The sequence below is a fragment of the Methylobacterium sp. E-045 genome (genome assembly GCF_022829685.1).
In the GTDB taxonomy this organism is placed as follows: Bacteria; Pseudomonadota; Alphaproteobacteria; order Rhizobiales; family Beijerinckiaceae; genus Methylobacterium.
Map to the genome: position 1 here is coordinate 70,965 of NZ_JAKSYE010000026.1, position 17,089 is coordinate 88,053.

Here is a 17,089-nt window from a genome sequence, read left to right on the forward strand (position 1 = left end):
TGTCTTTCACTCCTCGCGCCCGGCTCGCGAGAGCCTGCATTCTACCCCTGCAGGCCGCCCCCTCAGCCGATGCGTTGGAACAGCGTCGCGATATAGCCCACGAGCAGGCCGTGGCCCTCGAACTGGACATTGACCGCCTCGGCCCCATCGGCGCCGGATACGATGTCGACGATACGCCCCGTGGCGTGGCGCCAGATGCCGAGCGCCTCGGCGACATCGAGTCTCGCGAACACGACCTGATCTCCGAGAACCATCGTTCCCTCCTCCGGGTGTCGTTTTTCAGTGTTAGGGGATTGCCCGAGCACCCGACGGCCACTGCCGGTCAGGACTCCACATGCTTCGAACCGCGCTTCTCACGGGTTCGCTGCTGTTCTCGGGTTCCCGGCTATGAGCGTTCGCCGAGTATCGATGCTCGCGCGAGACACGGCGTGCACTCCGCAGGCGCCGGGCCGATGGTCACGTCGGCGGGTAACCGTCCAAGGCGTGGTGACACGGATTTCCAATCCAAGCATTGCCAGCGGACAAACCTTTCCTGGGAGGCATGGCGCGGGCGGGCAGGTGGTTCTTTGGTCTCCCTGCATTGTGCATATCTTGACTCGTCTGGGTCAACGAGAGTGATTTTCAAAGACCAAGTGCTTCCGGAAAGATCCTTCCCTTGTGTCCGGCACGAGGAGCAGGCTTGTTCTTCCAGGGCGATTCGCAGCTGCTGGCCTCGCCGTCCGGCCTTGCCGGAGCCGCGCGCCGATCAGATGCCGCTGAACCAGTTGTAGCCCTGGTCTTCCCAGTAGCCGCCGGGATAATCGTTGGTCACGAAGACCGAGACGATGTGCTTGGGGCTCTTGAAGCCGAGCTTCGTCGGCACGCGCACGCGAAGGGGATAGCCGTATTCGAGGGGCAGGGCGGTGCCGCCGAAATCCAGGGCCAGCACCGTCTGCGGATGGAGGGCGCTCGGCATGTCAAGACTGCCATAATAGCGGTCGGCGCATTTGAAGCCGACATATTTGGCGGTGAGGTCGGCCCCGACCCGCTCCAGGAAGGCCTTCAGCGGCACGCCGCTCCATTGCCCGATCTGGCTCCAGCCCTCGATGCAGATGTGACGGGTGATCTGGCTCTCCTGCGGCAGAGCACGCAGCTTCTGCAGGGTCCAGGGCGCCTTGTCGGCGACGAGGCCGCCGACATCGAGCTTCCAGGTCGCCTCGTCGATCTCGGGGATGTTGTCCGGGGGGTAATAGGCATTGAACCGGAAGGGCGTGTCGATCATGCTCGCCGGAAAGGTCGGCGCCAGCCTGTTCGCGTCGAACAGCCAAGCCTGGACCCGATCGTTGGCGCGCGACATCGCCCACAGCGTCCGGTCGATCAGCGTTCCGTTGGCGCCGGTGGAGAGGTCGCAGCCCGAGAGCAGCGACAGGGCGCCGAGGGACAGGCCGGAGCGCAGGAACAGGCGGCGCTCCAGCTTCACCAATTCCGGCTGGATCTCCCGGCGAAGCGCGCGCAGGCGTTTCGCCTCGGTCTCGTCACGACTCATGAGCGCGTCTCCACGGGGTCGATGGGAATGCGGGCGCGGCCGGTCACCATCGCCACGAGGGTGCGCGGGACCAGGATGACCAGGGCCAGATGGAGCAAAATGAAGCCGACGAGGCCGGACATGGCGAGGAAATGCACGCGCCGCGCCCATTCATATCCGCCGAACAGTGAGGCGAGCCCCTGCAACTGGATCGGTTTCCATAAAGCGAGGCCGGAGGCGACGAGGAGGATTCCGAGGAGGAACGCCACCAGATACGCGACCCTCTGGACCGCGTTGTACTCGCCGATCCGGTGGACGAGGCGCAGCCTGACCGCATCGCTGGCGTCGCGCCAGAATGCCCTCGGGCTGACGGGCAGGAACGACTTGGCGAAATGCCGGGCGAACAGGCCGTAGAGGACGTAGGCGAGACCGTTGAGGGCGAACAGCCACATCGCGGCGAAGTGCCAGGCGAGGGCCCCGCCGAGCCAGCCGCCGAGAGTCGCCCATTTCGGGAAGACGATGGGGAAGAACGGCGAGGCGTTGTAGATCGCCCAGCCGCTGAACAGCATGCAGAACACCGCGACGGCGTTGATCCAATGGGTCACGCGCACGACGAGCGGGTGGATCACGGTGATGCGGGAGGGGCCGGCGGCAGACGGTGACATCGCGGGTTCGCCCTTTCAAAGGCCGCTCGAACGGCGTTTCGCGCAACCCACCCTCTCCCCTCTGCGGGAGAGGGCGGCCCGCGAAGCGGATCGGGACAGGGGAGCGCCATCGACCGGAGAGGTCGCCTCCCCCTCTTCCGCATACATCTCAGGCACCCTCCCCCCGCAGCGGGGGGGAGGGCACAACGGCATCACATCGACGGGACGGTGCCGTTGCGGCCGACGATGAGGATCACGGCGGTGGGCTTGCCGTCGGCACCCTTCTTGGTGAAGGCCACGACCTTCGCGCCGTCGACGACGACGGACTTGTCGCCCGGATCGACCAGGGTCACCGGCACGTCTTCCGGCACGTTCACCTTCTTCTCGCCGCCCTGATATTTGACCAGAAGGGTCCGCCCCTCGGTGCCGGAGATGGTGCCGATGGCGCCGTTGGTCATGGTGGAGTTGGAGCCGAGATCCCACGGGTAATGCCCGTCCGCCGTGCCGCGCAGGGACGACGCGAAGACGGTGACCTGCAGCGCCTTCTGCGATCCGTCCGGCTGCGGGATGGCCGCCGTTCCGATGTAGCTGTCGGGCTTGATGTCCGTAAGCTTGCCGGTGGAGGCCGCCAGCACCTTCACGTCCGGCGCCATGCTCACCGTCAGCGCCTCGCCCACCCGCGGCTTGATCGTCACGGCCGTGCCGTCGACCTTCTCGATGGTTCCGCGATAGCGCGTGATGTCGTCGGCCTGGGCGGCGGTGGCCGACACGGCGAGGGTCAGGGTGAGCGTCGTCAGGAATGATTTCAGCATGGCGGTTCCTCGGAGGTTCGGCGTCGTTGTCGTCAGGGCGGATTCAAGGTGATCCGCTCCCGATGCCGGGGCTGCGCCGCCGCCCCGGAATGGTGTGTTCTCGGGTCGGCTGCCTGTTACATTGGCGGGACGGTACCGTTCTCGCCGACGATCATGCGGTCGGCGACCATTGTGCCTTCGGCATCCGCCTTGGTGATCGCCACCACACGGGCGCCGACCTTGATGGCGGATTTGTCGGACGGGTTGAGGGAGACGATCGGAACGTCCTCGGGGACCGTGATGGTTTTCTCGCCGCCCTTGTAGGTCACGGTGATCGTGCGCACGGTGGTGCCCGCGAGGGCGCCCACGGCACCGTTCGTCATCGTGTTCTCCTTCTCGAGATCCCACGGATAATGGCCGTCGCCGGTGCCGCGCATGCTCGGGGCGAAGACGGCGACTTCGAGAGCCTTGAGGGTGCCGTCGGCCTGGGGCGTCGCGGCGGTGCCGATGTAGCTGTCGGGCTTGATGTCCCCGATCTCGGCCTTGCTGGCGGCGGCCACCCTCATGGAATCGGCGAATTTCACGGAGACGGCCTGACCGGTCCGGGGCTTGATCGTGACGTGATCGGCCGAGACGGATTCGATCGTGCCGCGCACGCGGACGGGCGCGGAGTCGGCCATGACAGGCAGGCTGGCGAACAGGCCAAAGCCGAAGGTGGCGGCCGTGAGGATCCGTCGTGTCATGGAATGCCTTGCGCTGGTGCGATCCCGGCTGTCGGAATCCTCGCCGGACGCTTCAGCCTTCACGGCGAGAAGCGCTCGGACAACGCGCGATGTGGCATCGGGTTCGTATGCGCACAAATCAATTGCGCGCTACCGCTGACCGGTCAGTGAGCCATCAGCATCGGCATGGTGGCATGGGCGAGGACGTGGCTGGTGGCGCCTCCGAAGATCATCTGGCGCAGGCGGCTCTGGGTGTAGGCGCCCTTGATCAGGAGGTCGCAGCCGAATTCCTGCGCCTCGTTGAGGAAGACCTCGCCGGGCGTGCGCCGGCCTTCGGTGAAGGCCTTGTGATCGGCGAAGATGCCTTCGCAGGCGAGCGCCCTGGCCAGATCCTCCGCGCTCGGCCCCGGCACCATCCCGCCCTCCGCGCTGACGACGCGGATGCGCGAGGCCTTGCGTAGGAAGGGCATGGCGAAGGCCACCGCCCGGGCAGTCTCGCTCGACCCGTTCCAGGCGATGAGGATCGCCTCGCCGAGGCTCGTTGGCGGAGTGGGGGGCGCAAGCAGGATCGGCCGGCCGCTCTCGAACAGGGCCGTCTCGAACGTGGTCATGCGCGGGGCGCCGTCGCCGGAGCCGGGACGGCCCACCACGGTGGCGGTGAACAGGCGAGCGTAATGTCCGAGGAACGCGTCGCCCGCCGGCACGTCCGGCCGCCAGCGGTAGCGGGTTCCGGCGGCGGCCACGAATTCGGGGGTGCACGGCCCCTCGGTGGCGACGGGAATGCCGGCCCCGGCGAGGAAGTCGATGAAGCGCTTGCCGGCATCCTCGGCCTCGGCCTTGTCGGCCTCCTCGTCGCGCAGCCACGTCATGCCGCCGACCATGTCCACCGGAACGTATTCGGCGAGCGCCGGGCGCAGGGAGACACCCTCGATGAGGCTGCCGAAGCGGCGTCCCACCAGGAGCGCCGTCGCAAAAACGGAGGGCAGCGCGTCATGGAGCGCCACCGGAACGAGCAGGGTCTTCATCGCCGGGAGCCTCCATCCACGCCATCGCCACCGACGGGCAGGCTAGTGTGGTTTTGCGTTCCGGAAAACTCCGGCTCGTCGTCAACCCACGCTTTTCTGAAGGCATCAGATGCTGCACCGGGCATCCATAGGGTCGTGCGGGCCTGCAAGGCTAAAACGACAGGTGAAGCTTGGCTATAGGGCCGTCCTGATCATCGCTGTGATCCCGTCGATATCAGTAGAATCGCCAGCGTTACGACGACATTCTCCGGGAACCCAATGGATGCACTGTCGTTGTCCGGCGAACGTGGCGTTGTCGGATGCGCCGATCGGCAGAGATGCGGTCCGGTCCGCCGCCCTTGCGTTTTCACGATCCTATCCAGAGGTCAAAATCATGAACAAGTACGTTGCGCTGTCCGCCATCGCCGTTGCCATGGCGACCCCCGCCGCGGCACAGAACATGTCCGGCGATTTCCGGCTGCAGGCGATGCAGGCCAATGCGTTCGAGGTCCAGTCCGGCCAGATCGCCCTTTCGAAGAGCCGCAACCCGCAGGTGATCCGTTTTGCGCGTGACGCCGTGCGAGACCACCGCGCCGCGAACGTGGCCCTGGCCGGCGGCGAGCGGACCTATGCCGGCAACGGCGGCCCCGGTGGCCTGATCGGCGCTCCCCTGGCGATCGCCGGTGGCGCGGTGGGCGCAGCCACGGGTGCTGCCACGGGTGTCGTGGCCGGTACGCTGAGCGGCGGCCCGGTGGGCGCCGTCGAAGGGATTGGCAGTGGCGCGAGCCGTGGTGCCGCCGCTGGTAGCCAGGCCTTCAACGGTGATGTCGACACCACCGCCGGCACCACCATGGTCCCGGTCGATCCGCAGCAGCAGGCCATGCTCTCCGAGCTCGCCGCCGCCCCGGCCGGTCCGCGCTTCGACCGTCTCTACGGCCAGATCCAGGTGCGCTCGCACGAGGCGGCCATCGGCATGTACCAGTCCTACGCTCAGACCGGCACGAACCCGGCCCTGCGCGCCCATGCCGAGCAGGCTCTGCCGGTGCTCCAGCAGCACTACCAGATGGCGCAGCGTCTTCCCGGCGCCCGCTAAGGGGTCTGTTTCCGCCGCCGCTCCGTGGACCGGCGGCGGGGGTGGTCACTATGAAAACGCCGGGCTGGTGAGGCCCGGCGTTTTTCTATGCGCGTCTTTCATGGTTCTGGCCGGCGAGCCCCCACATCCGGTAGGATGCGGGGGCTCGATCGGTTCAGACTTCGCTGCTGTGCATCAGCGAGGCTGGGGTCATCGCCTTTCCGCCGCCATCGACGGCGGGCTCGAAGTCCCCCGTCTCGGGATTGCGCAGGAGAAGCTCCCCATGGGCGATGCCGAAATGCGCGCCGTGAAGCGCAAGGCGGCCGTCGGCGACGCGCTCGCGGACGAACGGGAATGTCATCAGGTTCTCGAGGCTCTGCGCCACGGTGGCGTATTCGAGGCGCGTCAGATGGTCCGGCCCCTTCTGGACCTTGAGCTTCTCCTCTGCCCCCTTCACCAGGGACACCCACTTGCCGATGAAGTCGCTCGTCGAGAGCGGGCCCGGCGGGTTGGCATAGGCCTTGATGCCGCCGCAGGTGGCGTGACCCAGAACGACAATGTGCTTCACTTGCAGGGCCTGGACGGCGAACTCGATGGCCGCCGACGTGCCGTGGTACTCGCCGCCTTCCTCGAACGGGGGCACGAGATTGGCCACGTTGCGGATGATGAAGAGTTCGCCCGGTCCGGTATCGAAGATCACTTCCGGCGAAACGCGGCTGTCACAGCAGCCGATCAGCAAGACTTCCGGACTCTGGCCCTTTGCTAGGGCGGCGTAGCGCTTGGCCTCGTCGGACAAGCGTCCATCGAGGAACGACCGGTATCCTGAGGTCAGCTTTTCTGGAAACATGCGTTTGCCTTCCTTGAGCGTTGTTGTTGGGGGTCGCCATGGCAACCCGGTTCTCGACCTCGACTAGCGAGACCTGTGCCGTATCTGGTTCCGAGGCCCTGTGTGGCCCAGTATTGGGCCGGTAGCCCAGTGCGGGTTCACACCTGATGCCAGGCTAGCGTGACGGGCGGCTCAGGCCGCTCGCCCGACGCGATGCGTCTGGCCAGATGGGCGAGGCCCGCGGGTTCGATCCGCTCGCTGCTGGCGTCCAACTCGTCGAGCGTCCACCAGCGCGTACCGAGAACCGTGCTGTCCTCGGTCTCGGCGAGGCGCCCGGTATCGACCTCGTCGCTGGGCAGACGCACGACGAAATAGCGTTCGCGGGCATCACGCGGCTTCGGGAACAGAAAGAACGGACCGTCGCAGGCAGCGACTTGCGGCCCGATCTCGGCATCGAAAACCCCGATTTCCTCTCCGAGTTCCCGAAGGCAGGCTTGCGCGTGGCTTTCGCCGGGCTCCAGCCCGCCACCCGGCATGAACCAGAAAGTCCGATTCTCCGGTCGCGATGGATCGATGGGGCGCTGCGCCTCGTAGGCGATCAGAAGCAGCCGGTCTTCCGGGTCGAAGACCAGGGCACGGGCGACGTGGCGAAGGGGCGGCGCGCCGAGGGCTTCGGGTGACGTGCGTTCGGGTTCGGGTGTCGACGGTAGAATCATGCAGTGGGTTTAACAGGGAATCGGCCCCTCGCCAGCAGGCGCCCAGATCACCACGGGCAGGCCATGGCGGTCGCGTCCCGGCGGGTCGGGCATCGGGATCGCGCATCCGAGGACGATGTCGCGGGCGACGACCAGGGCGGCGAGGGCGTCGAGGTGATCGTCGGCCCCGATTCCGGCCGGTCTTTCCGCGTCCACGAGCCCTGCGGGGAGACCGGCCCTTCGCAGGAGCGCGCGGCGCTCCTCCAGCCCGTCCCGACGCCCGGGCCCCTTCTTCGCCGATACGAGCGGGCGGTCGCCGTTGAGACGGCGGAAGGCCACTTCCGGGTGAACCTCGTGTACCCGCTCGCGGAGCGGCGGCCGCGCGAGGAGCAGGTCGTCGACCTCACGGATGTAACGGGTGATGTTCCAGCACTGGATCGAGGGCGCGAAGGGCGGGACGCTGGCCGCGCGGGAGAGCACCTTGGCCTCCTCGTAGCTGCCGGCATGGACCGCCGCCCGCGGCGGCACCGGGAACACGCTGGACTGTCCGCCCGCGAGATAGGCCCTGGCCGCGCGGTCGGCGACCCGGCCGCCGCCCTCGACGCGGTCGGGCAGGCCGATCGGGACATCGATCCCGACGCAGACCGGGGCTTCCGGCCCGTGCAGGAGATCGGAGACGCGGGCAAAGCGCGCGGCGCGGTATCGGCCGGGATCGTCGAGGTCGAGGAGGGTTCCGGCCCAGGCGCCACGGCAGCCGTCGAGCCCGGCGATCCAATGCGTCATGCGAGCCCCGCGAACCGCGACGGTTCTGGCGGGTTGACGCTGCTCAAGGACGGCCGGCTTCGAGGGTCGTCCCGTCGCATCGGGTCACGCCGCCGCGGGCGGCACGCTTCACAGGATCGTTCCATGGATATCGCCGTCGACAAGGTCACCGAGATCATCCTCCGGGTCAGGGCGCTCGACGTGAAGGAGGGTGCCACCGACCCCGATTCAGGCTCCAACCCGATCGATGACGGCTCCACCGACGTGCTCACGTCCGGCACTGACGATGCCACGGAATCGGAGGTCCGCTCGATGATCTCCGGCCTCAACGACGACGAGCGGGCGAACCTTCTCGCTCTTCTCTATGTCGGGCGCGGCGACATGGAGGCGGAGGAATGGGGCGAGGCCGTGCGCTTCGCCCGCGAACGCGAGGCGGTGGGCGAGGGGGCTCTGCATGAGATCATGGCCTCGCCCGATGCGGGCGATCTCCTCGACGAAGGGCTCGCCGCCCTCGGGATCAGCCAGGACATCGCCGACGCGTAGACCGTCTCCGGACGCCTCGCCCCGCAACGGCCGATCCGGGCAGGGCGAGGCGTACCCGATGCGGGCTGGCGTGGCACCGGGGCAACGGTGGCCCAATTCTGGCGCCATGCCTCGAAATCCACAGCGTTAACCTTTTATTAACCCGACGATTGCCGTTCCAGTGTGGCCGTGAGACGTTCGTTAACAACAGATTAACGGGACGAGCGGCGGCCATGCGGATCGCGATTTCGAAGTTCCACCATGCGGTGCACGCCATCAAGCGCACCATCGGCGGTCTGAGCCTGCTTTCCGGCTTGGCGGTCGCGACCCTCGCCACCCTGCCGAATCCCGTCTTCGCCCAGACGCTGGCCTCTCTCCCCAGCGTGGCCAGCACCATCTCCACCGCGGGCGCCGCCCGCCCGATCAGCGCCTGGGTCACCTTCTGCGAGACCTATGCCGCCGAATGCGCGGTGAATGTCTCGGAGCCCGCCGCGATCAGCCTGACGCCCGGTATCTGGAACACCATCGTCTCGGTGAACCGACGCGTGAACAAGTCCATTCGTGCCGTCACCGACATGGAGCAGCTCGGCGTGGCCGACCGCTGGGATCTCGCCGAATCCGGTGCAGGCGATTGCGAGGACTTTCAGCTTCTCAAGCGCAGGCTTCTCGCCGAGGCCGGCCTGCCGCGCCGGGCCATGCGGATGACGGTGGTCATCGACGAGAAGGGGGAGGGCCATGCCGTCCTCACCCTGGTCACCGACCGGGGCGACCTCATCCTCGACAACAAGACCAACAGCGTGCTGCCCTGGCGCCAGACCGGCTACACCTTCATCAAGCGCGAGAGCCAGAACGCCATGGCCTGGGTGTCCCTCGGCCGCGCTGTCTCGCCGGTGACCACCGCCAACCGATAGGAAAGGGATGCGCCGGGACATGCCGTCCCGGAGGAGGATCGCATCAAAGGCGATGCATTAGCGACTTGTTAAGCGCGTGCGGGCGAGGGTTGCCGGGTTCGGGAATCCCTCGCCATGACGACACTGAACCGCTTGCCCGCAGCCGTGCTCCTGGCCGCCATCGTGCCCCTGTGCTGGATGGCCCCCGCCACGGCACGGGATTCCGACGTCGGTGCCCTGCACGCGTCGTGGCGCGGATGCCTGCATCGGAATTTCGACCTGCAGGCACTCGTGACGAGCCGGACACTGGCCGTCGAGTCGGCGGTGAAATCCTGCCGCTCCAGCGAAGCGGCTTATCTCGCCGCCCTATCCACCTCTCCCCTGGTGGACGACGAGGACGTGTCGCGGGTCCGTCCGGCCCTCATCCAGCGCGCCAAGGGCTGGCTTCTCAGCAAGGCGAGCGGCACGCGCCCGCTCTGACGACCCATCACGCCGCTTTCGGCCCCCGCCTGCCTTCGAGCCGCCCGCCCATGACCAGGGCGGCCAGCGCCTCGGCGGTCATGGCCCGGCCATAGAGGTAGCCCTGGCCCTCGCGGCATCCCATCATGCGCAGCATCGTGTCCTGCTCGATCGTCTCGATCCCCTCGGCGATGACATCGAGGCCGAAGCTCTGGGCCATGCCGAGCACGGCCCGGACAATTTCCGCGTCTTGCCGATCGGTGAGGATGTCGCGCACGAAGCCGCGATCGATCTTCAGGCGCGTCAGCGGGAAGCGCTTGAGCGAACTCAGCGACGCGTAGCCGGTGCCGAAATCGTCGAAGGCGATGGAGACGCCGTGCCGATGAAGCTCGCGCAACGGGTCCAGCAGGGAGTCGTCGGTCTGGAGGGCGATCCGCTCCGTCACCTCGATTTCGAGGAGGCTCGGCGGCAGCGCGTGGTGTTCCAGCGCGCCGATCACCTCGCGGGCCAGTCGCCCCGTCCTGAGATGGGCCCCGAACAGGTTCACGGCAACCCGCAGGGGCGGCAAGCCGAGGGCGCGCCAGAATGCGGATTGCCGGCAGGCATCGTCGACGATCCATCGGCCGATGGCGGTGGCGAGGGGATGGGCTTCGAGGGCGTCGATGAAGGCGGCTGGCAACAGCAGGCCACGGGTGGGATGCTGCCACCGTAGCAGGGCTTCGGCACCGATGATCCGCCCCGACGCCAGTTCGACCTGCGGCTGGTAATACAGCACCAGTTCGGCGTGCTCCACCGCGCGGGTCAATTCGTCGTGCAGCGTCCGCCGGGCGACCACCGCATTGCGCATGGATTGTTCGAACAGGCGAAAGCAGCGCCGCCCGTCACGCTTGGCCTGGTAGAGGGCCAGATCCGCATCGGCGATCAGCTCGTCCCGGACGGTTCCCGGCCCGGCAATCGCCGCGCCGATGCTGAGACCGACATGAAAGACATGCCCTGCCACCGGGAACGGGGTCTGGAACGCCTCCAGGATCTTCGCCGCCAGGGCCGCCGCATCGAGGGGGTTGCCCCGGCCCGGAAGGAGCAGCGCGAACTCGTCCCCACCAAACCGCGCGACCGTGATCTGAGATGTGACGTAGGACGACAGACGCACCGCTACGGCCTGGAGCAGGACGTCTCCGACGGCGTGCCCCAGGCTGTCGTTGACCTCCTTGAAGCCGTCGAGATCCAGCAGCATCACCGTGGCGTAACGGTCCGTCGCCAGGCACCCGTCCAGGCGCTCGTCGAAGAGGGCGCGATTGGTGAGGCCTGTTAGCTTGTCGTGGTGGGCGAGCTGAACCAGCTTGGCGTCGCGGGCGCGCCACTCGCTGATGTCGCGGATGAGGGCGCCCATCCCGATTCCGCCGGGCTCCTGCCAGACCGACATCGAGAACTCGATCGGAAACGTGCCTCCGTCGCGGTGCAGGGCCGTCAGCTCGATGGTGCGGCCGGCCAAGTGTGACGCCCCCCCGGAGGCGATCCGGCGCAGCCCCGCCCTGTGGGCGGCGCGGAGCGGCTCGGGAATGATGATCTCAATGGGCCGGCCGACCATGTCGCCCGCGGCATAGCCGAACAGGGCCTCGGCCGAGGGATTGCAGAAGGTGATGGTGCCCGTTCCGTCCACCACGAGCAGGGCATATTCGGCAGCCTGGGCAAAGCCGATCGCCGCTGTGTTGGCTAGTTGCGCCCGGCGCATGTCCAGCCGGTCCATGACGAGATCGGCGAAAGCGGCGAGCTTCGACCGCTCGGCATCGTTGAAATCAGCGCGCGGCTTCGTGTCGAGGACGCAGAGCGAGCCGATGCAGTGCCCCTCGGCCGTGATCAGGGGCGCACCGGCATGGAACCGGACGCCCGGCAGATCGCGGAAGAGAAGGCCGTCGTCGTTCGCGTCAATGACGACAATCTCGGACTGCGCGAGGACGCGTTCGCAGGGCAGACCGTGCCGCGGCATGCGCTGAAGATCGACGCCGATACGGGCCACCAGCCAGGAGACGTTATCGTCGACGAGGGAGACCCAGGCCATCGGCATGCCGAGGCTCGCCGCCGTCACTGCGACGATGCGCTCGAGACCGGCATCCGGGGCCGCACCGATCATGCGGCAGGAGCGCAAGGCGGCCAGACGCTCGGCGTCGTCCGTCGGGGCATGGCTGTCGTCGGTTCCGGCAGGTGCCGATGGTGGAGGGAGCATGGATCGGCACCGAGCATGAGCGGTTTCACTTGGACTACTCTGTCAAATGCTAACGGACCGTGCCGCCGAGGCTCGGACCTATCGATGTGGGACGCGCGTTCCGGATATCGCTTCCACGGGGCGAAGCAGGATGGTCGCCGGTCTTCGCCGAAATGGGTCCACATCCCTGACGGATATTGTGGAACCTCTCGCGGAGACGGTCGACCCTATCTCACACATCAGATTCGGTCACGGTTCCGCCAATAGCGCCACGTGAGTCGCTATCGGCCACGTGCGTCGCTTTTTGGACGAACTGCCGTCACGGGTCGTGTTGCGCAAGAAATTGATCAAATACTGGAAATCTTATTAAAATCCATTAACCATGCTGCAAAATCACGGAAAACCAAATCTCGTATGCTTGATTGATGTATATCTATCGTTCATTCATGTTTATACCCGACGGTGGTCAATCATGGCGCATTCGATCTACGTAAGGAAGATGGGGGACGGCTGCGAACAATCTTGGAAGACTCTGGCCCACGCCATCCAGTCTCAAAGCGAGGCGGTCCTGCTCGCCAGAAGACTGGCATCGTCCTATCCGGAATCTGGCGCGGATCCCTTCAAGCGGGTGTTCTGGTTCCGGGACCGGACCGGGCTGCACGAGATCTGGGCTGCCCCCGAGGGCTGAACAGGTTTCGCAAAAGTGGTCACCGGTCCTGCGGCCCGAAACCTGCGGCACGCCAGAGACCCGGGCGATGTGAGGCGTTGGCTCGCCAAGGCGAACCTGCTCGGGGACGCATCGGTCTTCCTCTGCGGTGAGATCTTGAAACGGGAGAAGGCCGGCGGTATCGCCGGGCGGCCGGTGCAACGAGCCACGGCTTCAGGAGATCGACGCGCCATGACCGAGATCCGTCCGCGTCGCAGCGTCCTTGCCATGCCCGGCTCCAATCCGCGGGTCCTGGAGAAAGCGCGCGGCCTGCCCACCGACGTCGTGATGATCGACCTCGAGGATGGCGTCGCGCCCGATGTGAAGGCAGAGGGGCGGGACGCCGTCGCCGCCACGGTGGCCTCCCGGCCCTTTGGCCGACGCGAGGTCGCGGTCCGCATCAACGGCCTCGACTCGCCGTGGGGCGAGGCCGATCTCGCCCGCATCGCCCCCGCCGGGCCGGACGCGATCGTGATCCCGAAGGTCTCCGGCCCCGATGCCCTCGTCGCGGTCGGCTCGCGCCTGCGCCGGCTCGGTGCGCCGGACCATACCCGCGTCTGGGCGATGATCGAGACGCCCCTGGCGATCCTGCACATTGCCGAGATCGCCAGCGCCGCCCGCGACGTCGATACGCGCCTGTCGTGCCTCCTCGTCGGGCCGAACGATCTCGCCAAGACCAGCCGGGTCCGGCTCGGGGTGCCGGGCCGTCCGGCTCTGATGCCGTGGCTGATGAACGTTGTCATGGCGGCGCGCGCCTACGAGATCGACGTGATCGACGGCATCTACAATGCTTTTCGCGATGAGAGCGGGTTCAGGGCCGAATGCGAGCAGGGCCGAGACAGCGGGTTCGACGGGAAGATGCTGATCCATCCCGGCCAGATCGCCACGGCCAACGAACTGTTCGGCCCCTCGGAGGCCGAGATCGAGGAGGCGCGGGCGATCATCGCCGTCTTCACCGAGCCGGAGAACCGGACGCGCGGGGCCATTGCCTTTCGCGGCCGGATGATCGAACGGCTCCATGCGGTGGAGGCCTCCCGGATCGTTGCCCTCGCCGACGCCATCGCGGCACGGGCGGCGTGAGCGGCGGGTCTCCTTCCGTTCCCCCGGCGGTCGATCTGCGCATCCGCGATCCGCGATTGCGGGAATGGGGCTTCCCGCGCTGGGGCTCCGCGGCGGCAGCGGGGCTCGACCTCCATGCCTGCCTCGACGAACCCCTCCACCTGACGCCACAGGCTCCCGCAATCCTGATTCCGGCGGGGTTCAGCGTGCTGATCCGGGATCCGGATTGGTGCGGCCTCGTCTTCCCGCGCTCTGGCCTCGGTCACCGCGACGGTCTCGTCCTGGGCAACGGGACCGGCGTCATCGATGCGGATTACGAGGGGCCTCTCATGATCTCGGCCTGGAACCGCAATGCCGACCCTACCGCGACCATCGTCATCCGTCCCGGCGACAGGATCGCGCAACTGGTCTTCACCCGCGTGACGCGGCCGGCCTTCACCCTCCTCGACGCCTCCGGTTCCGATGAGCCCGCCCCGCAATCCGCTCGCGGGCAGGGCGGCTTCGGATCGACCGGCCGGCGCTAGAGGTCTGAGTGAACCGTCCTCTGAATGAAGCGTTCGACGCTTCCGAGGATTGCGTGGAACTCGACTGAGAGGTGATGGCGTATGCTGCGACCGATTACGGTCCCGGCATGGATATTGAGGGCGGCGAACAAGCCGGTCGTGCCCTGGCGGCGATCATCAATGGGGCCGTCGCCCCGGTGCGCCGGATGTCGGCGGGAACGCCGATCCGATCACGACCCGATTCTCGTTCTTCCGAAACAAGGTGATTCCCAAGACGGTCTGATCGAAGGAGAGGGGAATAGGCGCCCCCGCGCCTATTCCCCCACGCCGAACAGCTTTTCCAGGAAATTCCGGTCGTCTTGGCTCGGCCCGCGGGCGCGCTGGTTGGCAGCGACGCGGGGGGGCGGGGCGGCGGATTGCGGCTCGCCGAGAAGGGCGCCGATGAGGCCCCCCGGTGCGGTGCCGGTGGTGGCGGGAACCTCCGCCGGGGCGCGGTTGCGCCAATGGTTCGCGCCCGGCAGCATCGTCGGAGTCTGGCCCTTGAGGGCCACGGTCATGTAGGTCTTCCAGATCTCTCCGGGCAGGTTGCCGCCGGAGACCTTCTTCGTGGACTCGCCGTCGTCGTTGCCGAGCCAGACGCCGGTGACCAGGGTCGCCGAGTAGCCGATGAACCACGCATCGCGAAAATCCTGGCTGGTGCCGGTCTTGCCGGCGAGATCCCAGCCAGGAACCTCGGCCTTCTTCGCGGTGCCCGAGACGAAGGTCTCGTGCATCATCGCGTTCATCATTGAATCCGTCTCGGCGCTCATCACGCGGCCGAGATTGGTGTCCTTGCGCTGGTAGAGCGCCCTGCCCGTCGTGCTTTTCACGTTGGCGATGACATAGGGGTTCACCCCCGTGCCGCCATTGGCGAAGGCGGCGTAGGCGCCCACCATCTCCAGCGGGGTCACCTCCGAGGTGCCCAGCGCCAGGGAGCCGTTGGCCTGCAGCGGCGAGGAAATACCGAGGCGCTGGGCCGCCTGCACCACCGTCTTCGGGCCGACTTCCTGGCCGAGGCGCACGGCCACGGTGTTGAGCGAGAGTGCCAGCGCCTCGCGCAAGGGGACAGGGCCGCGATAGTCGCGCGAATAGTTCTCCGGGTTCCAGCCCTTGATGCTGATCGGCGCGTCGTCGCGCACGGTGTCCGGGGTCAGGCCGCGCTCCACGGCGGCGAGATAGACGAAGGGCTTGAACGAGGAGCCCGGCTGGCGCTTGGCCGTGGTGGCCCGGTTGAACTGGCTCTGGGCGTAGTCGCGCCCGCCGATGAGCGCCCGGATCGCCCCGTCCGGCCGCATCGAGACCACGGCCCCCTGGGCGACGTTGTAGCGCGAGCCCTTCTGGTTCAACTCGTCCACCAGCGCCTTCTCGGCCGCGCCCTGGAGGCGGGCGTCGACGGTGGTGGTGACGACGATGTCGGTGTCGAATTTCGGCAGGAAGTCGTCGAGCACGTCCATGACGAGATCGGCCACGTAATTGGCCGAGCCGCCGCCGCGGCTGCTCGCCGGCCGTGCCGGTGTCGCCAGCGCCAGCTTCACCTCGGCGGGTTTGGCGAAACCGAGTTCCTCCATGGCCGCGAGGACCTGGGCCGCGCGGGCCTGGGCGGCGGGCAGGTTGCGGTTGGGGGCGAGGCGCGAGGGGGCCTGGACGAGGCCGCCGAGCATGGCGGCTTCGGCCAGCGTCACCGCCTTGGCGGGCTTGCCGAAATAACGCTGGGCGGCGGCCTCGATGCCGTAGGCGCCGGCGCCGAAATAGACCCGGTTGAGGTAGAGTTCGAGGATCTCGTCCTTGGTGTAGCGGTGCTCCAGCCAGAGGGCGAGGATCGCCTCCTGGATTTTTCGCGATGCGGAGCGTTCCGATGTCAGGAACAGGTTCTTGGCGAGCTGCTGCGTCAGGGTCGATCCGCCCTGCGAAACGCCCCGGCGGGTGATGTTCTGGGCGACGGCGCGGGCGATGCCCACCGGGTCGACGCCGAAATGGCTGTAGAAGCGCCGGTCCTCGATCGCCACGAAGGCGCGTGGAAGATAGGGCGGTAGCTCGCCGATGCTCACCACCCGTCCGCCGGTCTCGCCACGATTGGCCAGGAGCGAGCCGTCACTGGCGAGGATGGCGATGTTGGGCGGGCGCTTCGGGACGGCGAGCTGGTCGATCGGCGGCAATTGCGAGGCATGGTAGGCCACCAGCCCCGCAATGGCGATGACGCCCCACAGGCCGAGAACGAGGGTGCCGTAGAACAGGCTGCCGAGGAACGAGCGCCGGCGCGGCTTGCGGGCCGTCGCCTTGGCCCGCGCCGAGGGACGCCGGGGGCCGTCGCCCTGGCCGTTGCTGCTCGTCGAGCGTTTGCCCACACCACCTCCGGCGCGATCGTGGCCGTTGAGGCGCAGGTTGAGGTCACCGCGACCACCGATGCGCCCTTCCGGCACGTCGAAGTTCGGCTCCTCCCGCCCGCGCCCCTTGCGTCCGTTCGCCATGCGTTTCGTCTGAACCTGTGAGCGTCCCGCGATCCGGGAGGCTCTGGTACCGCATGGTAAATACGGCGGGTTTAAGGGTTCCTAACCCGGATCGTATTGGGATTTTGGAGTCGAAGGCGAGTTTTGACTGATCTGTCGTTGCGGCGAGGGGGGGCGATTTCTGCTCGTCGAACCCTCCCCGCCATCGCCAGGGCGGTGACGATAGATGCGCTTCTGGAAA

The 17,089-nt window shown here is 67.3% G+C and carries 18 protein-coding genes; 7 read left to right on the forward strand and 11 right to left on the reverse strand.

Annotation, left to right across the window (positions count from 1 at the left end; all coding sequences use genetic code 11):
• Positions 1–62 precede the first annotated feature (62 nt).
• The 6 genes from MKK51_RS01995 to MKK51_RS02020 all read right to left on the reverse strand — a co-directional run bounded on the left by MKK51_RS01995 (position 63) and on the right by MKK51_RS02020 (position 4,686).
• On the reverse strand, positions 63–254 hold the full coding sequence (locus MKK51_RS01995) for a hypothetical protein (RefSeq protein WP_243974658.1): 192 nt from the start codon (positions 252–254) through the stop codon (positions 63–65).
• A 491-nt stretch (positions 255–745) separates the two neighbouring features.
• Positions 746–1,525: a molybdopterin-dependent oxidoreductase gene (locus MKK51_RS02000; protein ID WP_243974659.1), complete on the reverse strand. Its 780-nt coding sequence runs from the start codon at positions 1,523–1,525 to the stop codon at positions 746–748.
• Complete coding sequence (locus MKK51_RS02005; RefSeq protein WP_243974661.1) at positions 1,522–2,169, reverse strand: cytochrome b/b6 domain-containing protein; 648 nt, start codon at positions 2,167–2,169, stop codon at positions 1,522–1,524. Before MKK51_RS02005 ends, MKK51_RS02000 begins: the two co-directional genes overlap by 4 nt.
• Before the next feature lie 191 nt (positions 2,170–2,360).
• A complete protein-coding gene (locus tag MKK51_RS02010) occupies positions 2,361–2,960 on the reverse strand; it encodes a hypothetical protein (protein WP_243974662.1) in 600 nt (199 codons plus the stop codon).
• A gap of 116 nt (positions 2,961–3,076) precedes the next feature.
• Complete coding sequence (locus MKK51_RS02015; RefSeq protein ID WP_243974663.1) at positions 3,077–3,682, reverse strand: hypothetical protein; 606 nt, start codon at positions 3,680–3,682, stop codon at positions 3,077–3,079.
• Positions 3,683–3,825: 143 nt separating this feature from the next.
• The gene (locus MKK51_RS02020; protein WP_243974664.1) at positions 3,826–4,686 is read right to left on the reverse strand and encodes a universal stress protein; all 861 of its coding nucleotides are present in this window, start codon (positions 4,684–4,686) and stop codon (positions 3,826–3,828) included.
• Positions 4,687–5,056: 370 nt separating this feature from the next.
• Here MKK51_RS02020 and MKK51_RS02025 point away from each other — a divergent pair, with 370 nt between their 5' ends.
• Positions 5,057–5,758: a DUF4142 domain-containing protein gene (locus MKK51_RS02025; RefSeq protein WP_243974726.1), complete on the forward strand. Its 702-nt coding sequence runs from the start codon at positions 5,057–5,059 to the stop codon at positions 5,756–5,758.
• Between the two features lie 154 nt (positions 5,759–5,912).
• Here MKK51_RS02025 and MKK51_RS02030 read toward each other — a convergent pair whose 3' ends face one another.
• The 3 genes from MKK51_RS02030 to MKK51_RS02040 form a co-directional block, all read right to left on the reverse strand.
• Positions 5,913–6,584 carry a carbonic anhydrase gene (locus MKK51_RS02030; RefSeq protein WP_243974665.1) on the reverse strand — a complete coding sequence of 224 codons (672 nt, stop codon included), beginning with the start codon at positions 6,582–6,584 and terminating at the stop codon, positions 5,913–5,915.
• A gap of 137 nt (positions 6,585–6,721) precedes the next feature.
• The gene (locus MKK51_RS02035; RefSeq protein WP_243974666.1) at positions 6,722–7,279 is read right to left on the reverse strand and encodes an NUDIX hydrolase; all 558 of its coding nucleotides are present in this window, start codon (positions 7,277–7,279) and stop codon (positions 6,722–6,724) included.
• Positions 7,280–7,288: 9 nt separating this feature from the next.
• Positions 7,289–8,041, reverse strand: a complete 753-nt coding sequence (locus tag MKK51_RS02040) for a DUF429 domain-containing protein (protein ID WP_243974667.1) — start codon at positions 8,039–8,041, stop codon at positions 7,289–7,291.
• Positions 8,042–8,164: 123 nt separating this feature from the next.
• On the opposite strand from MKK51_RS02040, the gene MKK51_RS02045 reads away from it, so the two are divergent.
• The 3 genes from MKK51_RS02045 (at position 8,165) to MKK51_RS02055 (ending at position 9,912) form a co-directional block, all read left to right on the forward strand.
• The gene (locus MKK51_RS02045) at positions 8,165–8,563 is read left to right on the forward strand and encodes a DUF3775 domain-containing protein (RefSeq protein ID WP_243974669.1); all 399 of its coding nucleotides are present in this window, start codon (positions 8,165–8,167) and stop codon (positions 8,561–8,563) included.
• Between the two features lie 212 nt (positions 8,564–8,775).
• On the forward strand, positions 8,776–9,453 hold the full coding sequence (locus tag MKK51_RS02050; RefSeq protein WP_243974670.1) for a transglutaminase-like cysteine peptidase: 678 nt from the start codon (positions 8,776–8,778) through the stop codon (positions 9,451–9,453).
• 114 nt (positions 9,454–9,567) lie between these two features.
• Positions 9,568–9,912, forward strand: a complete 345-nt coding sequence (locus MKK51_RS02055) for a hypothetical protein (RefSeq protein ID WP_243974671.1) — start codon at positions 9,568–9,570, stop codon at positions 9,910–9,912.
• A gap of 7 nt (positions 9,913–9,919) precedes the next feature.
• Here MKK51_RS02055 and MKK51_RS02060 read toward each other — a convergent pair whose 3' ends face one another.
• Complete coding sequence (locus MKK51_RS02060; protein WP_243974672.1) at positions 9,920–12,115, reverse strand: putative bifunctional diguanylate cyclase/phosphodiesterase; 2,196 nt, start codon at positions 12,113–12,115, stop codon at positions 9,920–9,922.
• A gap of 451 nt (positions 12,116–12,566) precedes the next feature.
• On the opposite strand from MKK51_RS02060, the gene MKK51_RS02065 reads away from it, so the two are divergent.
• The 3 genes from MKK51_RS02065 to dut all read left to right on the forward strand — a co-directional run bounded on the left by MKK51_RS02065 (position 12,567) and on the right by dut (position 14,383).
• Positions 12,567–12,782: a hypothetical protein gene (locus MKK51_RS02065; RefSeq protein WP_243974673.1), complete on the forward strand. Its 216-nt coding sequence runs from the start codon at positions 12,567–12,569 to the stop codon at positions 12,780–12,782.
• 210 nt (positions 12,783–12,992) lie between these two features.
• Positions 12,993–13,880: an HpcH/HpaI aldolase/citrate lyase family protein gene (locus MKK51_RS02070; protein ID WP_243974674.1), complete on the forward strand. Its 888-nt coding sequence runs from the start codon at positions 12,993–12,995 to the stop codon at positions 13,878–13,880.
• Positions 13,877–14,383: a dUTP diphosphatase gene (gene dut, locus MKK51_RS02075; protein WP_243974675.1), complete on the forward strand. Its 507-nt coding sequence runs from the start codon at positions 13,877–13,879 to the stop codon at positions 14,381–14,383. The genes MKK51_RS02070 and dut overlap by 4 nt, the downstream gene beginning before the upstream one ends.
• Positions 14,384–14,676: 293 nt before the next feature.
• On the opposite strand, the gene MKK51_RS02080 is transcribed toward dut, so the two are convergent.
• Positions 14,677–16,869, reverse strand: coding sequence for a transglycosylase domain-containing protein (locus tag MKK51_RS02080; protein ID WP_243974676.1), 2,193 nt, complete (start codon positions 16,867–16,869; stop codon positions 14,677–14,679).
• Between the last annotated feature and the right edge of the window lie 220 nt (positions 16,870–17,089).

What these genes read in the sequence shown, in the direction of transcription:
- MKK51_RS01995 (WP_243974658.1), bottom strand. Translation starts at nt 254, where the DNA reads ATGGTTCTCGGAGATCAGGTCGTGTTCGCGAGACTCGATGTCGCCGAG.
- MKK51_RS02000 (WP_243974659.1), bottom strand. Translation starts at nt 1,525, where the DNA reads ATGAGTCGTGACGAGACCGAGGCGAAACGCCTGCGCGCGCTTCGCCGG.
- MKK51_RS02005 (WP_243974661.1), bottom strand. Translation starts at nt 2,169, where the DNA reads ATGTCACCGTCTGCCGCCGGCCCCTCCCGCATCACCGTGATCCACCCG.
- MKK51_RS02010 (WP_243974662.1), bottom strand. Translation starts at nt 2,960, where the DNA reads ATGCTGAAATCATTCCTGACGACGCTCACCCTGACCCTCGCCGTGTCG.
- MKK51_RS02015 (WP_243974663.1), bottom strand. Translation starts at nt 3,682, where the DNA reads ATGACACGACGGATCCTCACGGCCGCCACCTTCGGCTTTGGCCTGTTC.
- MKK51_RS02020 (WP_243974664.1), bottom strand. Translation starts at nt 4,686, where the DNA reads ATGAAGACCCTGCTCGTTCCGGTGGCGCTCCATGACGCGCTGCCCTCC.
- MKK51_RS02030 (WP_243974665.1), bottom strand. Translation starts at nt 6,584, where the DNA reads ATGTTTCCAGAAAAGCTGACCTCAGGATACCGGTCGTTCCTCGATGGA.
- MKK51_RS02035 (WP_243974666.1), bottom strand. Translation starts at nt 7,279, where the DNA reads ATGATTCTACCGTCGACACCCGAACCCGAACGCACGTCACCCGAAGCC.
- MKK51_RS02040 (WP_243974667.1), bottom strand. Translation starts at nt 8,041, where the DNA reads ATGACGCATTGGATCGCCGGGCTCGACGGCTGCCGTGGCGCCTGGGCC.
- MKK51_RS02045 (WP_243974669.1), top strand. Translation starts at nt 8,165, where the DNA reads ATGGATATCGCCGTCGACAAGGTCACCGAGATCATCCTCCGGGTCAGG.
- MKK51_RS02050 (WP_243974670.1), top strand. Translation starts at nt 8,776, where the DNA reads ATGCGGATCGCGATTTCGAAGTTCCACCATGCGGTGCACGCCATCAAG.
- MKK51_RS02055 (WP_243974671.1), top strand. Translation starts at nt 9,568, where the DNA reads ATGACGACACTGAACCGCTTGCCCGCAGCCGTGCTCCTGGCCGCCATC.
- MKK51_RS02060 (WP_243974672.1), bottom strand. Translation starts at nt 12,115, where the DNA reads ATGCTCCCTCCACCATCGGCACCTGCCGGAACCGACGACAGCCATGCC.
- MKK51_RS02065 (WP_243974673.1), top strand. Translation starts at nt 12,567, where the DNA reads ATGGCGCATTCGATCTACGTAAGGAAGATGGGGGACGGCTGCGAACAA.
- MKK51_RS02070 (WP_243974674.1), top strand. Translation starts at nt 12,993, where the DNA reads ATGACCGAGATCCGTCCGCGTCGCAGCGTCCTTGCCATGCCCGGCTCC.
- MKK51_RS02080 (WP_243974676.1), bottom strand. Translation starts at nt 16,869, where the DNA reads ATGGCGAACGGACGCAAGGGGCGCGGGCGGGAGGAGCCGAACTTCGAC.